13 protein-coding genes are annotated in these 19,351 nt (G+C 48.4%); 1 reads left to right on the top strand and 12 read right to left on the bottom strand.

The annotated features are described in order from the left end of the window. Positions 1–246: 246 nt before the first annotated feature. From VN23_RS03470 to VN23_RS03450, 5 genes are all read right to left on the bottom strand, one after another. Positions 247–1,407, bottom strand: coding sequence for an SIS domain-containing protein (locus VN23_RS03470; RefSeq protein WP_046353198.1), 1,161 nt, complete (start codon positions 1,405–1,407; stop codon positions 247–249). After that, positions 1,404–2,687: a D-tagatose-bisphosphate aldolase, class II, non-catalytic subunit gene (locus VN23_RS03465; protein WP_046353199.1), complete on the bottom strand. Its 1,284-nt coding sequence runs from the start codon at positions 2,685–2,687 to the stop codon at positions 1,404–1,406. Before VN23_RS03465 ends, VN23_RS03470 begins: the two co-directional genes overlap by 4 nt. 24 nt (positions 2,688–2,711) lie before the next feature. After that, complete coding sequence (gene agaR, locus VN23_RS03460) at positions 2,712–3,494, bottom strand: transcriptional repressor AgaR (protein WP_046353200.1); 783 nt, start codon at positions 3,492–3,494, stop codon at positions 2,712–2,714. Between the two features lie 463 nt (positions 3,495–3,957). Beyond that, positions 3,958–4,422: a CreA family protein gene (locus VN23_RS03455; protein WP_046353201.1), complete on the bottom strand. Its 465-nt coding sequence runs from the start codon at positions 4,420–4,422 to the stop codon at positions 3,958–3,960. Next, positions 4,415–5,467, bottom strand: a complete 1,053-nt coding sequence (locus VN23_RS03450) for an oxidoreductase (RefSeq protein ID WP_046353202.1) — start codon at positions 5,465–5,467, stop codon at positions 4,415–4,417. Before VN23_RS03450 ends, VN23_RS03455 begins: the two co-directional genes overlap by 8 nt. A gap of 229 nt (positions 5,468–5,696) precedes the next feature. On the opposite strand from VN23_RS03450, the gene VN23_RS03445 reads away from it, so the two are divergent. Further along, entirely contained in the window at positions 5,697–6,827 is a 1,131-nt protein-coding gene (locus VN23_RS03445; protein WP_046353203.1) for a GNAT family N-acetyltransferase, read from the top strand. A 373-nt stretch (positions 6,828–7,200) separates the two neighbouring features. On the opposite strand, the gene VN23_RS03440 is transcribed toward VN23_RS03445, so the two are convergent. From VN23_RS03440 to VN23_RS03410, 7 genes are all read right to left on the bottom strand, one after another. After that, positions 7,201–8,571 carry a class II fumarate hydratase gene (locus tag VN23_RS03440; protein ID WP_046353204.1) on the bottom strand — a complete coding sequence of 457 codons (1,371 nt, stop codon included), beginning with the start codon at positions 8,569–8,571 and terminating at the stop codon, positions 7,201–7,203. A gap of 120 nt (positions 8,572–8,691) precedes the next feature. Beyond that, complete coding sequence (locus tag VN23_RS03435) at positions 8,692–9,912, bottom strand: MFS transporter (RefSeq protein WP_046353205.1); 1,221 nt, start codon at positions 9,910–9,912, stop codon at positions 8,692–8,694. Between the two features lie 189 nt (positions 9,913–10,101). Beyond that, complete coding sequence (locus VN23_RS03430; protein WP_052746749.1) at positions 10,102–13,467, bottom strand: response regulator; 3,366 nt, start codon at positions 13,465–13,467, stop codon at positions 10,102–10,104. Positions 13,468–13,596: 129 nt separating this feature from the next. Further along, positions 13,597–14,028, bottom strand: coding sequence for a c-type cytochrome (locus VN23_RS03425; protein ID WP_052746750.1), 432 nt, complete (start codon positions 14,026–14,028; stop codon positions 13,597–13,599). A 205-nt stretch (positions 14,029–14,233) separates the two neighbouring features. Next, positions 14,234–16,471 carry an alkaline phosphatase D family protein gene (locus tag VN23_RS03420; RefSeq protein WP_046353206.1) on the bottom strand — a complete coding sequence of 746 codons (2,238 nt, stop codon included), beginning with the start codon at positions 16,469–16,471 and terminating at the stop codon, positions 14,234–14,236. Between the two features lie 102 nt (positions 16,472–16,573). Further along, complete coding sequence (locus VN23_RS03415; RefSeq protein WP_197433011.1) at positions 16,574–17,461, bottom strand: ABC transporter substrate-binding protein; 888 nt, start codon at positions 17,459–17,461, stop codon at positions 16,574–16,576. A 149-nt stretch (positions 17,462–17,610) separates the two neighbouring features. After that, a complete protein-coding gene (locus VN23_RS03410; protein ID WP_046353207.1) occupies positions 17,611–19,344 on the bottom strand; it encodes an ABC transporter ATP-binding protein in 1,734 nt (577 codons plus the stop codon). Positions 19,345–19,351: the final 7 nt, after the last annotated feature.

Here is a 19,351-nt window from a genome sequence, read left to right as displayed (position 1 = left end):
CGGCGTCAATTCAACTCGCTTCGCTCAAACACGAATTGACGACTACCCCGCCCCGCTTATTCCTCGCTTCGGCGTGCTTCAAGGGGAGATTTAAGCCCCATGCCACGTGGAGATAAGCGAGAGACCACTAGGCTTGAAAACATTCAAAAACTCAAAAACAACTCAATTCAAGCCTTGATTTCCTCCGTGAAACTCCGTGTCCTCTGTGGTTCAAGATTTAGGTTTTCGCGGCATACCATCAGTTAATTAAGCCGAATAGGGATAAATTTTTACGCCTTGCACCACGCGGTTTACTTCGCCAGTTGGGCAGGGGTTATCGGGAGCTAGGCCCAGTGCTAAAGAACTTTCAAAGGCAAAGAGCTGGGCAAATAGCAGATAAGGTAGCGATAAATACAGCTCATCCACGCCCTCAATGGCTATTTCAATCAGGGGCAAAGCGGCGCTGCTTTTTGGCCCTAGGGCCACCACTTGCTGAGCAATGCCATTGGCGATCACTTCCGCTTGCAGATCATTGTCGTAGCTGCGGGTATAAGAATCCGCCGCGGCCATAAACATCACGACGCAGCTTTGGCTATCGATCATAAATTTGGGGCCATGGCGCACACCCAAGGTGGAATCAAAACGCGTGGCGATTTTCCCAGCACTCAGCTCCAGCATTTTTAAGGCGGCTTCTTCTGCCAGCCCCGCCATTTCGCCACTGCCCAGATAAATCACACGTTTAAAGCCCTTGCCTGCCAGCATCTTGGCTTGGGACGCCCAGCTCTCCAGCTGCGATTCGCAAAAGGCCGCCACGGTCTCAACCTGCTCTTTGGCCCGGCTTAATAAAATGCCCGGCGTCAGCATCATGGCCGCGGCCACAAACATGCAGCTAAAGCTGGACGTCATGGCAAAGCTTTGATCGTTTGCGCCTTCAGGCATCAGCACGCAATAGGCAAGGGGATTATCCTGGCTGTATTTCGCCAGCTCGCCTTCTGGATTACACGTCAGCACTAAATGGCGGCAGTAAGGCAAAAGCTGATTGGCCAGATTAACCGCGGCCACGCTTTCTGGGCTATTACCTGAGCGGGCAAAAGACACCATCAAGGTGGGGCGCGATGGATCTAGATAAGCGAGCGGCTGGCTGACAATATCAGTGGTCGAAATCGCTTCTGCAGCAAGGCCAAAAGAGGCACGTAACCATGGCTCTAAAGTGCGCCCCGCAAAGGCAGATGTACCCGCGCCGCACAGGATAATCCGTAAATTAGGCGTGGACAGCACATCCAGCATCCATGCCTTCCACGCTAATTTGTCCTGGATCAGCCCCGTCATCAGCTCGCGCCAAAGCCTGGGTTGCTGGCTGATTTCACGGGCGGTATGCACAGCACCACGGTCGGCGAGCACACTTTGCTCATAGTTGAGATAGTTCATGATTGTGCCTCCATGCCGCAAGCACGAGCGTAGAGCTGGGTAACTTCCATGATTTTATCCACCACCCATGCTTCAGGCTCGGCAGGCAACAGGCCTGCGCTGATCTTTTTGGCCTGCTCAGGCAGGTATTGGCTGATTAAGGTAGGCAGCGGCGGCTGGCGGCGTAAATTATCAAAGAGTTTTGCTGCTGCCGCGCTCACTTCAGGATGCGGCCAGTAGTAACGAATCCGGTCAGACAAGCTGTAATTGCGATCCAGATACTGCTGATGCCCGGCCTGATCGTAATAAGCCAGCCAGTAATCCGGCTCTTCTTTCATCACCTGAGTAAGCGTGTCTTTTAAATGCGAAGCGGCAAATTCACCTATGGCTTCACGCTCAATCGCATCCAGCGCAAACATCGCCTCACGCAGGGCAAACGTTAAGCCCGGGCCGACTTTTAAAATGGCAAAGTGATCTTGCACCAGCGCCCGAAGCGAGGCTTCTGTTTGGTAATCGGTGGAGTGCGCCTCAAACACCAGAGCTTCTTTGGCAATAAATTCACTCAGCGCGGTGGCCTTATCACGCTGATAACGCACCACCTTATGATGATCAAACTCAACACCCGGCTGCACCACCATCGCAATCACCCGAGGCCAAGCTGCCGCGCAGCCTGCCTCGGCAAATACCTGCTGATGCACGGCCAAGGTTTGCGCTGCGGCCTCTGCCGAGGTGACTTCCACAGCATCCAGTGATTCTTGCGCACCGCCCGGCACCGGCACTTCGGTGCCGATCACATACACAGGCGCTTCCCCTCCTGCGGTATGCCAAGCGCCTTCGGCCACCTGACACAAAGCCGCGGCGCGTTTGGCCACCGTGGCATCGCTCAGCGGCACAGGGTCGCCTGCGCACGACATCGAGCAATCTAAATGAATTTTGCGAAAGCCTGCCAATACATAGGCGCTGACCATTTCGGCGGCCTTGGCCATGGCCTGAGCTGCTGGCTCTTTTTGCCAGGCATTTGGGCCTAAATGATCTCCGCCTAAAATAATGCGCGCCTTTGCAAATCCCACTTTATCGGCAATTGCAAATACATAGTTTTTAAAATCGGCCGGCTTCATGCCGGTATAGCCACCAAACTGATTGACTTGGTTAGAAGTGGCTTCAATTAAAATATAACTATCGTCTTGCAGGCCCTGCTGCAATGCCGCCTCTAAAACCAGCGGATGGGCAGAGCAAATTGAATAAATACCATTAGCTTGCCCTGCTTTATGCTGCGCGATCATTTCTATTAAATAAGACATAAAGGCTTACTCCTTTAAAAAACTTTATTCCGCCACAATCACGGTTACGCCCATTTGCGTTAACGCTTGCCGATATTCATCGCTAATTCCGCTATCTGTTACCAGAATATCGACCTGCGGCATTTTGCAAATTACACAAAAACTGCGTTTGCCAAATTTGCTGGAATCAGACAGTAAAATAATCTGATCGCAAGCAGCCAACATGGCGCGATTAAGCTGAGCATCCTGCGCATTAGTGGTGCTCACGCCAGCCAATAAATCAATCCCATCCGCACCAATAAATAATTTATTAAAATGATGTAATCTAACGGCCTGCTCAGCTTCTGGCCCGCATAGGGAATAAGAATCAGCGCGCAAAGTACCGCCGGTCATCATCACGGTAAAGCGCGGATCGGCGACTAATTCGCTGGCTAAATTAAGTGCATTGGTCATTAAAGTTATTTTTTTATTGCTTGCAATATATCGAGCCAATAAAGCAACGGTAGAGCCTGAATCCACAATAATTGAATCGCCGTTTTCAACTAAATCTGCAGCCCTACGGGCAATTAATTGTTTTGATTCTGAGCGGATATTTTCTTTTTCTCTGAATTCCAATTCAAAAGAAAAATTTTGCGAAAGCGTGGCGCGGCCATAAGAGCGGCGAATACAACCGCTTTGCTCTAATTCATCTAAATCATGCCGGATGGTGACGGTAGAAACACCTAATTCCTGAGCTAAAACACTGACATTACAACTTTCATATTGGCGCAATAAATCAACAATTTTTTCATGCCGTTTATGCATGTTTTTTAAATGGCTATTAGGCATGGCAACCTCTGCATTTATTCATTCACTGCTTGTAAAAAAACCTGAGGACAACAAGGAAGTGACTCGAATTTATTCCTACAGAGCAAAGGGTGTCAACGCATTAATTTTCGACTTAAAACAGCTAAATTTTCGACTTAAGCGCTGGTCGATAGTGATGAAAAATGGGGATATGTAGTATTAATACGTGAAATATAAATATGAAATCAGAGAAAAAACCCTAAATTGCTGGGCTTAAACAGTACAAACCGCAATCGGTGAAATAATACTACGTAACAAACAAAAACATCGCCCTAAAAAACCAGACCATCACAATGAAAGTAAATCGAAAGCACTACATTTTAATCACTTTCGTTTAAGGCTAAAAAAACACTGCTTTTTTGCAAAAATAAATCAAAAAAACGCGGCTAGGCCGCGTTTAAATTGATTTATTTCCAAAGATTAAAAATAGCGAAGCACTGAATATTTACTTCGTCGGGATTTTTACATCCCCTGCTGGCACCGCTGTCACACTATTTTGCGGGCTGCCCTCAATCAGCTTGTCTGAGTAGGTCAGGTAAATCAGCGTATTGCGCTTAACATCCACCATACGCACCACTTGCACCGATTTAAAAAAGATAGAAGCCGATTCAGAAAACACTTCTTCTTGCTTAGCCAAAGGATTTTTAAAAACTAATTTAGCCGTCTGGCGACAAGCAATCGAAAACTCTGCTTTATCTTCCGCCAAACCAAGCGAGCCTTTCACACCCCCTGTTTTAGCCCGCGATATATAGCAAGTTACCCCTGCTACTTTAGGATCATCAAAGGCATCGACTTGCACACGGTGATTGCGGCCTATCAACTTAAAAGCCGTTGTTACCGAGCCCACTTCTTCGGCCAAGCTTATACCGCTGATCATTAAGCCTAAAAAACACAGCGCCCATTTACCCATTAAATGTCTCCATTTCTACCCAAGTACCGATTTTGGCACTCTGTTGAGCCGCTTCCAGCAGCTGCATAATCATCACGCCTTCAAAAGGCGTGACCGGATTTTTGCCAACGCCCAGCACCGCATCACGTACTCCGGCGTAATAAGCCTTATATTGCCCCAACGGCATGACAATCTCTTCACTTTGGGTTTGATCATTCACGCTGTGATGCAAATAACCCGGCACGGGATCAAGACCAAAGCCTGCTGCATCTGGCAACAGCCCGGCTTTAAGCTGCGTTTCTTGCACATCCAAACCCTGCTTGCTAAAGCTTGCCAAGCTGCCGTGCAATACATAGCGCGGCGTGCCACCGCTGACTAAACAGCTGGCAGACAGCTTTACCCGCATCGTTGGGTAGCGCAGCAAGACATGAAAATCATCCACCGCTTGTGCGCCAGTGCGGCGCATTTGTAAATCGGCAAATACCGCTTGCGGCGGGCCGAATAGCTGCAAAGTTTGATCGATCAAATGCGGGCCCAGATCAAACCATAGTCCGCTGCCAAGCTCAGCACTTTCACGCCAGCGATCTCTGGTTTGCGGGCGATAGCGATCAAACTGGCTTTCAAACTGGGCAACCTTGCCAAGGCGACCGCTGGCCAGCAGCGCTTTTAAGCCTAGAAAATCGGCATCCCAGCGGCGATTATGGAAAATAGACAATACTTTGCCTGACGCTTGCGCACGCAGCGCCAGCTCTTGGGCCTGAGCCGCCGTTAAAGTGAACGGCTTATCCACCACCACATGTTTGCCTGCATCCAAAGCCTCACACGCCAAGGGATAATGGCTGGCATTGGGCGTGGCCAGCACCACCAAATCGACCTTAGGATCATTAATCAGCGCCATGGGATTAGGCAGCACAGCGGCATCTGGATATCGATCTGTCACTAACTGAGGCTGACTCGACGCCACAAAGCGTAAATCCAAACCTGCCGTGGCAGCAATCAAGGGTGCATGAAACGTTTGCCCTGCATAACCAAACCCCACCAAACCGACCGCTAAATTCTTTTGCATCTTTTTCACCTCCAAACCGATGGCTAAGCTTACCCTAGGAATACAGAATAAAAATGCAATCTTTCACGACGGCACAACAATATGCACATAACTTTAGCTAATAATAAAGAGGCTTAGTTGCCTTGATAGAAAGCTAAACCCTGAACCACAGAGTAAAGCGAGGAGACAGAGCATAAGAAATCATTAACAATGATCCGCTCCCAGCAAGCCATAAACCTAATGGAAACGCATGATCAGCCTTCACTCGCATATCGATGACATTGCCGCAGCAGATTGGGATGCGCTCGCAGGCACTCAGCCTTTTATTCGCCACGCTTATCTTGCGGCACTTGAAAACACCGGCGCGGTAGGTGAGCACAGCGGCTGGACGCCCTGCCATTTAGCGATCAGAGATGCGAATCATCAGTTAATCGGCGCAATGCCGCTCTATCGAAAGACACATTCCTATGGTGAGTATGTGTTTGACTGGGCATGGGCAGAGGCTTACCTGCGCCATGGGCTGGATTACTACCCCAAGCTGATTAGCGCGATTCCCTTTACGCCAATCACGGGGCCAAGATTACTGGCTAAAACAGACGCCACGCGCCAACGCTTACTGGCCGCTGCCGTAGCCATTGCGCAAGAATCAGGCGATTCATCGTTTCACCTTTTATTTCCGCCCGGCACCGAGGCCACCTTAGCGCAAGATAGCGGCCTACTTAGCCGCCACGATGTACAGTTTCATTGGCTACGCGGCGATTGGCGTGATTACGCCGATTTTAGCGACGCGCTCACTCGGGACAAGCGTAAAAAACTACGCCAGGAGCGACGTAAGGTCAGCGATGCGGGGGTACGCATTATTCGTAAGCGGGGCAGCGAGATTAGCGAGGCCGATTGGGTGTTTTTCTACCGCTGCTATAGCAATACTTATCTGGAGCACCGCTCTACACCCTATTTAAGCTTGGCGTTCTTTTTACAAATCGCCAGCGCCATGCCGCAATCCTGCCTGCTCATTCTCGCCTATCAAGACGGGCGGCCCATTGCCGCAGCACTCAATATCATCGGCCCAGATCGCTTGTACGGCCGCTATTGGGGCGCGGTTTGGGGGCCAGCAGGCTATGTGGCCAATCTGCATTTTGAGCTATGTTTTTATCAGGGCATCGAATTTGCATTGGAGGCAGGCTTAGATGCTTTTGAAGGTGGAGCACAGGGCGCGCATAAACTAGCAAGAGGCTTCGTGCCCGTCGCCACCCAATCTGCCCACTGGCTGGCCCACCCCGGCTTTAGTGATGCCATCGATCAGCATTTAAACAGAGAGCGCGCCGCCGTGGCGAACTGGCAGAGCGAACTGGAACAACATAAGCCGTTTAAACCAAACTAAGACAAAAAAGAAGCCGTAGCTTGGGTTAGCAAGCCTTATCGCGTAACCCTAAAGATGCTTCAGCTTTAAGCCAAGAAAGCTAAATCTTGAACCACAGAGTAAAACGAGGACACAGAGTCCACAGAGAAAGCAATCGAATCTATCGTTTCCTCTGTGAAACTCTGTGCTCTCTGTGGTTCAAGATTTAGCTCTCTACAAAGCAAACTGAAGAAGCTTGCTAAGCAGGGCATTATTTAACACCTAACAGTTGGATTACGCTGATTTTTCCTCCAAAAACCAGAGAACAAACCCGCTAATCCAAGCTACGGTAGCACCACTCCGGCGGGGTTTGCTTAAGTTGATTGCATTGAGCTTTACCCCCGCCTCACCTCAACTACAAGCCGCCATCCGCCAATTTAGCCGGATCAAGCAAGCTCAATAATTCATCGCGTGATAAATCGGTTTGCTCTATGGCGACATCAATAACCGGACGTTTTTCTGTGTAGGCCTGCTTGGCAATATCAGCAGCTTTGGCATAACCAATTAAGGGGTTAAGCGCGGTCACCAGGATAGGATTACGTGCCAAGGCATGCTGTAGCTGATCTTCATTGACTTTAAAGCTGGCAATGGCTTTATCGGCCAATAAGCGGCTGGCATTGCTGAGTAAGCTCAGGCTTTCTAATAAATTGCGCGCCACCAGCGGCAACATCACATTCAGCTCAAAATTACCTGACTGCCCGGCAATGGTAATGGCGGCATCATTGCCGATCACCTGCGCCGCCACCATGGCTACCGATTCAGGAATCACCGGATTCACCTTACCCGGCATAATGGATGAGCCGGGTTGCAAGGCTTCAAGCTCGATCTCGGCAAGGCCGGCTAAGGGGCCAGAATTCATCCAGCGTAAGTCGTTGGCTATTTTCATCAGGCTAATCGCCAGCCCGCGTAAAGCACCCGACAGCGCCACAGCCGCATCTTGCGAGCCAAGCGCGGCAAAGAAATCAGGCGCAGGTGTAAAGCGAAGATTGCAGCGCTCGCTCAGCTCATCACAAAAAGCCTGCGAGAAATCAGGGTGCGCATTAATCCCCGTCCCTACTGCCGTGCCGCCCTGCGCCAAGCCCTGTATTCGTAGCTGCAGACTTTGCAACTGGGCAATTTGCGCCCTGATTTGTGCTTGCCAGCCATCGAGCACCTGTCCTAATCGCACTGGCATTGCATCCATTAAATGCGTACGACCGGTTTTGACATGATGGCCCACTTGCTCAGTTTTCTTTTGCAGCGTGGCCGTTAAATGCTCTAAAGCGGGTAGGAGTTGCTGATGCAGGGCAAGGCTGGCCGCAATATGAATCGCGCTGGGGATCGCATCATTGCTACTCTGGCCATAATTCACATGATCGTTGGCGCTCACGGCCACGCCACTGCGGCTCGCCAGCGTAGCCAGCACTTCATTGGCGTTCATATTGCTGCTGGTGCCCGATCCTGTTTGGAAAACATCCAATGGAAAATGCGACATAAAATCACTTTCCAGCAATTGCTGAGCCGCTTTATCAATGGCTTGAGCAATCGGGGCGGACAGTAATCCCAAGCCCAAATTAGCACGGGCGGCCGCCTGCTTTAGCATAATCAAGGCGGTAATAAAACCCTCGGGCAGACGCTGGCCACTCACGGGAAAATTAAGCACGGCACGCTGAGTTTGCGCGCCATATAAAGCATCAGCGGGCACGGCCATTTCACCCATACTATCGCGCTCTAATCGATTGCTCATATCAATAATCCTTACTGCAAAAGGGGGGGCAGCTCGGTGTGAGCCAAACGGAGACGAATATCCAATAATACACAGCACAGCCGTCAGCCAGCCTGCTTTAAAACCAACCCCATGGCACTTTCAGGCCTTTCTGAGCACAGCAAGCTTTATGGGTGCGGTTTCAATTAAAAAACAGCTTAATATTGTTGCGATCAGCGATCCGCCTGCCGCAATCCACATCACAATCGACAAGCCATAACGATCTGCAGCAATCCCGGCAATCGTCGGAGTAACAAAACCACCAAACACCTCCCCCACTCCCATAATCAGACCCAGCGAAGTGGCCACCAAGCTAGCAGCTACGGTTTCAGCGGGTATTGTTGCCATAAATAAGGTAAAACAGCCTAGTCCCGTATAGCTAAAAAACACCAGCAACATCATTGATTCCGGCGTATCGGCATAAAGCAGGGTCAGCGGGCAAAAAGTGGCAATGATGGAGAAAAAAATCACAGCAGGCTTGCGGCCAATCTGATCCGAAATAGCCGACACCACAAAGCCCCAGAACACAGAGGCAATCCCGAACACACTCATTACCTTACCCATGGTTTCTGGTGGAAAATGCTTTACTGTAATTAAAAAAGTAGGGGTAAACGAAATAATGGTGATAAACCATGAAATATAAAAACAAGAAATCAGCATGCAAATAAGGATATTTCTATTTTTAAGTAAATCTTTGTATTTCACAGGCACTTTATAAACCCGCTCTGCCTTAGGAATATTGGCCGTGGGACAGTTTTTAATATAGAACCACACCAGCAAAGCCATGATCAGCCCGGGGATAATCGTCACATAAAAAGCATTACGCCAGCCATAGCTGGTGGCAATCGCAATCAACAAGGGAGGTGCAATCACGGAGCCTAATAAACCCGGTGCCGTTGCATTCACCAAGCCCATATTTAAACCTCGCCGATGCGGCGTGGATTCAGCAGCCAAAAGCGATTGAGAAATCGGCAAGACAGCGCCTTCTGCTACGCCCATTAAGGCGCGGTAAATCAGCAGGCTGATAAATGAAGTCACCGCCCCCGACAAGGCAGATAAAATAGAAAACGCCAGCACCATCACAATCAGCAGTGCTTTTTTAGAGGGCGCACGATCTGCATATGCGCCCAGTAAAATACCAGACAAAGCCCAGGTTAATGCCAGCGTAGAAGACAACAGGCCTAAATGGGTGTTATTAAGCTGAAGCTCTTGGGCCACAAAAGGAAATAAAAACGACATGGCTAGCCGATCAAAAAAAACCAAGCCAAAGCAACCACAAAGAATAATCACCAATCTATTTTCATAGCTATTGATCTTATTCATTTCTCTTTCCTTTTTGATAAAGGCTGATACTAAACTAGCGTTTCATCACATTTAATTTCTCCTAAAAAAACAATAGTGCACTTAAATTACAACAAACAAAAATATGCTTACTAAAAAATAGCACTCTGATTAAACAGAGTGATTTTAACGAATACATAAACACCAGCACGCTACTATTTCGTAGCAAGCTCAGTGCAGCTCATCATGTGGAATAGCCGACAAGGCGGCGTGGATTACAGCAATTTGCTTGATCAGCGAGGCATGCAATACCGATAATGTTTCTTCTCGCAGCGTGGCTGTTTGAATACCCTGTTCCACCGCCACAGCCACACGATGCAAGCTGCTTGCCCCAATACTGCCGGCCTCGCCCTTGAAGGCATTGGCCAAACGAGCTGCTTTAGCCTGATCATTTGCCGCCAGCGCAGCGCGAATCTCATCCACCACCGTTTGATAATTAGAAAAACCATGCAACATAGCAAGGTAACGAGACACCTCCCCACCAGCGCTTCGCAAGCCTTTCTCCCGATCTAGTCCGGTAATTTTTTCTGGCAAAGGCAATACGATAGACAGGGCTGCGGCCTCTTCCTCTGCGCGCGGTTTAATCCAGCGTAATAAAGTTTTATACAGCTCATCTGGCTCAATAGGTTTGGTCACAAAATCATCCATGCCGGCTTCCATACAGCGATCCCTATCAACCTGCATGGCATTGGCCGTCATGGCCACAATGGGCAACTGGGCCAGCGAAGGCAAGGCCCGGATACGGCGAGTGGCTTCTAAGCCATCCATTTCTGGCATTTGCATATCCATCAGCACCAGCTCATAGGGGTAAGCCTGTGCCATTTCCAAAGCACAAAGCCCATTGTCAGCCACATCAACACTCAAACCCAGGCCGCTTAACATTTCTGATGCCACCATTTGATTGAGCAAGTTGTCTTCTGCCAGCAAAACCCTCACTCCTTGCAGATAAGCTGCGCCTTCAAAGTTTCGCAGCGGCCGCGCTGCCAGCTCCGCCTTGGCCGAACCCAAAAGATGCATTAAGGAATCAAACATAATGGAAGCATTCACCGGCTTATTCAGAATATATTCGATCCCAATCTCTTTGCACTCAGGCAATACATCATCCCGCCCATACGCCGTAATAATGGCCATCTGAGGCGGGATAACAAGCTTCAACGCCTGAATACGCCTTGCCGTTTCAACGCCGGTAATGCCCGGCATTTGCCAATCTAGTAGCACCACATCAAAAGGATGAGCGGCTTGCTGAACCGCGTCTATCGCTTCTAGGCCAGAGCTGGCTTGCTCAACAATAAAGCTCATACTGGATAACATTTCGGCCAGCACCATACGGGCACTTTGATTATCATCCACCACCAAAATATGCCTCCCCCGTAAATTAAGACGGGGCAAATGAGCGGGCCGGGTGTGCGTGCTAAGCCCCAGCTTAGCGGTAAACCAGAAGGTTGAGCCACGGCCATATTCGCTCTCCACGCCCACCTCTCCCCCCATCAGTTCGGCCAGCTTTTTAGAAATCGCCAGGCCCAAACCTGTACCGCCATATTTACGTGAAGTAGAGGTGTCCGCCTGTTGAAAGCTCTGAAACAAACGGCCAATCTGCTCGCGGCTCAGGCCAATTCCCGTATCTCGTACCGAAAAATAAAGCAGGGCTTCGGTCTCGTAGCGCTCACGCACGCGAATCATGACTTCTATTTCGCCATACTCAGTAAATTTAATCGCATTATTGGCGTAATTAATCAAAATCTGACTTAGTCGCAGCGAATCACCCACCAAGTAATTAGGTACATCGAGGCCAGAATCAAAAATTAACTCTAATCCTTTACCACTGGCTTTTTCTGAAATAAGATTAGCCACATTATCCAGCAAGGCTTCTAAATCAAATTCACATTTCTCTACACTGAGCTTGCCTGCTTCAATTTTAGAAAAATCCAGCACATCATTAATAATCCCCAGCAAATGCTGGCCAGATTGTTGAATTTTTTGCAAATAATCATTTTGCCGGTCATCCAAATCTGTTTTAAGCGCCAAATAACTCAACCCCAGAATGGCATTCATGGGGGTGCGGATTTCATGGCTCATATTGGCTAAAAAATCCGACTTCATCCGGGCCGCGTCTTCTGCAATTTCTTTTGCCCGAATCATTTCAGCTTCTGCAATTTTTTGCGCCGTGATATCTTTTACGGTAGTGATAATTTGTACTCTTTCATCATCCTCTGCCAGAAAGATTGTGATATCTACATTAAGCATTTCACCATTAGCGCGCCGATGGCGGCTTTCAAAATTAACCGGTTTGCCTGTTTCACGCAAAAACTTTAAATTGCGCGGAAAGTTTTCCATATCGAAATCAGGATCAAAATCAGAGACAAACATCCCCAAGCACTGCTCATATGAATAGCCAAAGTGCTCAAGCGCAGCTTTATTGGCATAAGTTATTTTTGCCGTCTCGGTATCCATCCAGATCATCGGGCCAGCATTTTCTACTACATACCGGTTAAATAAATTATTCTTCTCAATTCGCTTACGCTCAGTGATATCATCCAAATTAATTTGCAATAGTTTTTTTCCACGATAATTAAACAGCATTAAATTGACCATGGCATCCCAAATCTCACCATTCGCCCTTTGGCAACGCCATTCAAAGGTTTCAATTCCTTGCTCTAATGCAGGATGATCCTGCTGTGCAATAGCAGTATTACTATCGGTGCCGTCGTATTGGAATGGCGCAGAAAAATCGATGGGTGATTTTCCTAGTAATTCTTCACGGCAAGTAAGGCCATTAATTTTAATAGCGGCAGGATTGCAATCAATATAGCCCCCGCCTTCAGGATCATGAATCACAATAGGGCGATGCGATTCTTGAAATAGCATTTTATTATAAGCTTCACTATCCCTCAGCTCATCTTCCGCTCGCTTACGCTCACTAATATCCTGATAAAACCCATTCCAGATCACCGAATCATCGGCCTCAACAGAAGACGGCGTACCGCTGAATAATATCCAGTGCAAGGTATCATCAAAATAAAAGCGAACAATCATTTCAACCGCTTGCGATGATCCGCCTTCACGAAAGGCAATAGATGCCGCACGCAATGCTTGCTGTGCATACGCTTTATCATCAGGGTGCACATTGCGCCAGCGCTGCTCTGGATCAAGCCGCAGCACTTCTGCGCTGACACCCAATACCTCTTTAATCCGATCATTAATGACGTTATAGCGATGCACCCCCTGACTGCTGGTCTGCATTTGAAAAACCACCAGCGGCAGCGCATTAGAAATACCGATCACTTGCTGGCGAACAATCTGAGCATCGCGACGGGCATGATCAATCACGGCTTGCAGCTCGCTCTTTGCCGATTTCGATTGCTCTGCCAACAAGAAAAACAAAGCTGCAAAAGCTAAAATCAGCAAGCCCGACAAAATTTGCAATGTGATATCAGATGCGAAATAAAGGATTGCGCCAAAGATGCAGATAATCAAGACACTACAGAGCTGCATAGCAATGCGCTTTCCCAGAGAGGATTGGAAAAATCGTTGCAGCATCTGAAATCTTTTCCGGATAGATTTGAAAGTATCTGACAAGGCAAGCGCTAAGTTACCCTATCAAAGTAGACCGCCAGCACGAAAAGTGCCACGTCGATCAAAGGCTTACCTACCCGAAAACCCGCAAAACTAGCCCGGCCGAAACTGCTGATGGCAGCGAATACAAGCGTCTTCTACTGCTTTGTAAGATGCACGAATCCGATCCTCCTGCCCGGCTTGTGCTGCCTCTTTTAAAGCGCTGCTCTGCTGCTGCATATTGTCTGCTGCGGCATGAAAATCGGCAGAATCGGATTTTTGCTTTGCATCAGACTGATTGTTTACGGCAAATTCAGCAAAATAAGCCCAAGGTTTTGTTGATTTTTCTTGCAGCTTAATCGCCTCTTGCAGCAGGCTATCGGCCTGATAAGAATTTGCCCCCGTCAGCATGACATTAATCGCTTCACGTGATTTAAGCATTTCTTTGAAAGTGGCTTTTCTAAGAGAAACAGGAGAATTAGGATCGCTACGCTGGCAAGCTGTTAAAGCCAAGAACGTGATTAAAATCAGGGTAAATCGTTGCATAGTCGCCAAATCATCAATAGCAAAAGGGGAGCATGATACGCCCCCTTTTTAGATACCCTCAACAAAACACCTTAGAATTTGGCTCAAAATAACTGCACGAATTAACCCAGCCTTTATAGGTAGGGTGTACCACGGCGAAGTCGCTGAGCACCGAGAACCGGTGCGCAAGCAAATCGGCTTGCACACCCTAGTACAAAACCAAACTTTAATCCGTAATCGTTAAATCCAGGCTCCCCGCTTTTACCGTAATTGTTTTAATACTGCTCACGACTTTTTGCGGGGCAACACTACCTTGCAATGGCGCGATTTTTCTAAACTCAGCCTTCATCCCTGCGGATGTCAGCTCAACCACGGTAAAGCCCTGTGCATCGGTATCAGCGTATTTAATCCAAGGATTATTCACCGCAGGCGCTGTGCCTGCGGTTTGATTTGAAAACGGGTTCAAGCGCTTCACCACTTCAGCAGCAGGCACTTGCGCCGTTGTGATACCCATTGCGCTGGCTAATTGCTGGGCAATCATGCCGTACAAGGTTTGTGCCGCCACCGAGCGCCCTGCTGCGGCAAGCGCGGCAATTTGTCCACCAATCAGCGTGCCCATATTGCCAGCCAGCGTTTCATTAAAGGTATTCACTGCCGTCACTGACAAGCTCGCCGTTGGAGTGACCGCTGCCGCTGGCAATTTGCCCGACGCAATTGCGCCCTTCACTGCAGCAGCAATGGCAGCGGTATTTGTTAAATCAATAATCCCTGCTTGCATCGCCACGCCTGCCGATATCATTTGAATGGCGATACCTTCTGCTGCGGCTTCAGATGTAAATACCAAGGGCTGCACCGCAGCAAAGCTCTTATCACTTACGGCTTTTACAAAGTAGCTATAGAAAGAATCGCTGCTGATGCCCGCTGTGACTAAATCGATCATCACCGGCTTGCCGCTAGCGTAATCGTCATAGACTTGCCCAGCGTAAAAAGAATGGATATCGCCGGTAATCGCCACCACGTTTTTGATTTGATTGCTGCTCAAAAACTGCATCAAGGCTTTGCGCTCGGCGTTATAGCCATCCCACTGATCGGCGTTCAGGATGATTTCGGTCTGGAAATCTTTAGGAGCAGCGGTGAGTGATTTGCCGTTTACGCACATTTTAAGCAGCGAGACTTCATTGCCCCACAACTTCCAAGTAGCGGTCGAGGCCTTCATGGTGTTTTGCCACCAATCACGCTGGGTTTTGCCGAGGATAGATACCAAGGCCAGCTCATCACCTGATGGCTTAGCTGCGGCCATTTTTTGCGCCTCAGCACCCGCCAATACGGCAGTTGGCACCATATAGCGCGATCCCACCGAGCTGCCCGCTGCGGCTTCAGGAATCACATGATCGGCGCGGTAAAGGCGCTGATCGGTCATCACCAGATGCAGCAACTTACCAAAGCGAAAATCTCGGTAAAGACGAATGTTCTGGAAACCTTTGTCTGTGATATCAAACTTCACATCGGCAGGCATAAATTCAAACCACGCCTGATTGGCACTGCGCCGGCGCTCGGTTTCGTGCTTATTATCGGCCTTGCCCGTTTTGGCATCAAAGCTGCCATTATCGTAAGTGGTAGAATCGCCCCAGCAATCATCAGAGAATTCATGATCATCCCAAATGGCGATCATGGCAAAGCGCTCGTGCACCGCTTGCAAGCGAGCATCCGAGCGGTACTGCTTATAAAGGGTACGGTAATCGCCAGTGGTATTGGCAAAGCGTGCACCGTCTTTGCCATTTTTAAATGGGCCATCGGGCAATTTGATGGCGGTGTGAGCGGCCTCTACTGCACCTTTCTGGAAATCCTCACCCACAGTTTCGTAAATATAGTCACCCAAATGCACCACAAAATCTAACTCTTCGCTCGCCAATGCGGTAAAACCTGCCCAATGATTAATACTCCAGTCTTGGCAAGATAAGTAAGCAAAACGCAGCTTATTGACATCGGCATCCAGCGCAGGAGCGGTCTTAAAGCGCCCTACACGGCTGGTGCTATTGCCCGCAATAAACTGGTAGAAATAGGTAGTTGCAGGGTTTAAGCCTTCAACCTTATGGCGAATTGTGTGATCCCAATCGGCTTTTGCACTCAGCAATACTTCATGCGTCATCACCCCAGCCAATGGCTTATTACTACCTAAAAGGCCCGATTGATCGCTGCTACTAATCACCAAACGCACCGCAATATCCGCAGCCTTAGCCGAGATCACATCATCGGCATCGCTAGGCACAACGCGAGTCCACAGCATAATACTATTGGCAGCCGGATCACCTGAGGCAATACTTTGTGGGAATTTACAAGGAAGCGATGGGGTAAGTGCTAAGACAGCATCATCATCGCTACTATTACAGCCCACTAACAATGTGGGGCCTACAGTAGAAACAGTAACAAAGCCGGTCCACTTTAAAAACTGACGACGATTCATGCTGCGCATCCAAAGGAGTAAGGAGGGCAACTTATCCGAAAAACATGACAAACAAATTAAAACAATTGTTTCACTTGCTAAGCAAACACTAAGCCCAAGCAATTAGGGCCTATTGACATTCCCAGCAATAAGCCGAGGGTTAGGATCATATTGCACGGGTATATCCTGCAATGCCGTCCCTTTTTGATGCATTGCAATGATCCGCGCAGCCAGCATACCTTGCACACGATAGTCGCTTACCGTGCCTACGGTGCAGTGATAAAGAATAAAAGCTTCAATACTACAAATACTTGCAATACGTACCTCATTAAGTGCCCGCATTAACTCTGGCGCAACTGAAATTAAATAACTATCCGCCGGGATAAAAACCACACTCTCTTTAGCATCTTGTTGTAAACGCAGTAATTCTGTTTTAAGTAATGCTTTATCAGGATTAATTCGCCATGTTTCTAATGCCCATTGATAATCAGCGGCTACAGACTTTAACTGTTCAGCAATCAATTGCGTATTTCGCTCCCGTGGATTAACCGGTAGCAGCATTTTGCTGCCTTTAGGCAAATATTTGCGGGCATTACTCATCTGTAGTGGCAGAAAAACCATATTACTCACCCCTGCCACCATTTTATTGTCTTCTTTATTTACCGACACAATACCCGCTCCAATCGGGTCATACACCGCATTAAAGATCAATGGCTTGCGCCCTAATAAAAGGCTTTTACTCATTAAAGTCGCCGTTGTGCCAAAGCTATACACATAATCATACGATGCTAAGTGAGGCTCTAACTTTGTACGCAGCATCGTTGCTAAGGCGGTGCGATCTTGGTTCGCATTAAAAACCGTCATCACTGGTTTTAAACCCAGTTTCTTTAATTCATCCCGAAACCCCTGCTCCGCGGCCGTTTCACCGCGCCACAGCACCATCGCAATTTTCAGTGCATGCGCCGACGCAGGCATCAGCCATAAGCAGCAACAAAGCAAAATACGTATCATCACATGCACCTAAGGGCTAATTGCACTCTATTTAACTTAGACTATATCCGCCCTCTCACCCATGACACTATTCAACTCGCCCCACTTCCTTCTGCAAAAAAAAAGCCGTCCAGACTTTATGTCTGAACGGCTGATACTTAAAAATCAGCTTATAAAGTAACTAAATCACTATTTAGATACTGCTGATTCTGAACACGGCCACGACCTTGCGGAATAGACGAAAGAAGTTTGCGGGTGTAATCAGCAGTAGGATTAAGATAAATAGCATCCGCATCAGCCTGCTCAACCACTTCGCCCTTATTCATCACCATCACCTGATCTGAAATATGCTTAACCACAGCCAAATCATGTGAAATAAACAAGTAAGACATTTTGAATTCATCTTGCAAATCTTGCAGCAGATTCAATACCTGCGCTTGCACCGATACATCCAAGGCCGATACCGATTCATCACAAATCAGAATTTCTGGCTTCATAGTCAGGCAACGCGCAATCGCAATTCGTTGACGCTGACCACCCGAGAATTCATGCGGATATTTAGCAAGTGAATTCCACGGCAGGCACACTTTATTGAGCAGATCACGCGCTAGCTTAATTCGCTCGCTATCATTTGCACCAATGCCATGCAATTTCATCGGCTCGGTCAGAATTTGCTCAACAGTAAAGCGCGGGTTTAAAGATGCATAAGGATTCTGGAAAATAATCTGAATACGGCGTTTATATTCACTAAACTCACGCGGGCTCATGGCAAATAAATCTTTGCCATTAAAAAGCGCCTGGCCGCTAGTCGCCTGATGCAAGCGCACAAGCGTTAAACCTACCGTGGTTTTACCCGATCCCGACTCGCCCACAATACCCAGCGTCTTACCACGCGCTAATTTAAACGACACATCTTTAGCCGCGTGGAAGATGCGCTTACCAAACAAGCCTTCACGCGATTCAAACGATTTACCTAGGCCTTTCACCTCCAGCACAATCTCGTCATCCGCCTTATAGCCACGCTCACGATTTGCAGGCTCGGCATAACCGCCTGGCTTTAGGAAATCGTCAATCACAGCAAGGCGTTCTGGACGGCGATCCAAGTGCGGACGGCAAGCCAGCAGCGCCTTGGTATAACTATCTTGGGGCGAATCGAAAATCTGCTCTACCGTGCCTGTTTCGCGGATTTCACCATGACGCATCACCACCACATCATGAGCAAACTCACCCACCAAACCCAAATCATGAGTAATAAACAACACCGACATGCCGTGCTTTTTTTGCAAATCGGCAATCAATTGCAAAATTTGCTTTTGGATAGTGACATCCAGCGCCGTAGTGGGCTCATCCGCAATCAAAAGCTTTGGCTCGCAAGCAATCGCCATAGCGATCATCACGCGCTGCTGCTGACCACCAGACAATTCATGCGGATAATTTTTCGCTTTTTTCTCTGGATCAGGCAAGCCCACTTCAGTCAGCAACTCCACCGCGCGTTTGGCGGCATCACGACGACCTAAGCCTGCGTGCAGCATCAAAGTTTCAGCGACCTGATCGCCCACGGTAAACACAGGGTTTAAAGAGCTCATTGGCTCTTGGAAAATCATGGCAATATCTTTACCGCGCATTTTACGTAATTCACTGCCGCTTAAGCCCAGCAAATTGCGGCCTTCAAACAGAATTTGGCTATCTTTGCTCACTTCGGTGTTGTTCGGTGGCAGCAATTGCATAATCGCCATCGAAGTCACAGATTTACCCGAGCCCGATTCACCCACTAGGGCCACGGTGCGATGCTTGGGAATATCGAAGCTCACGCCTTTGATGGCGTTAAAACGCTCGCCGTCTTCCTGACGGAAATTGACCACTAAGTTACGAACGGATAGCAGTGTTTCAGTATTTTGGGACATGTCGCGT

The organism is Janthinobacterium sp. B9-8 (assembly GCF_000969645.2).
Taxonomy (GTDB): Bacteria; Pseudomonadota; Gammaproteobacteria; order Burkholderiales; family Chitinibacteraceae; genus Iodobacter.
The sequence above is the reverse complement of the archived record's forward strand: the minus strand, read 5'-3'. Positions and strand labels throughout refer to the sequence as shown.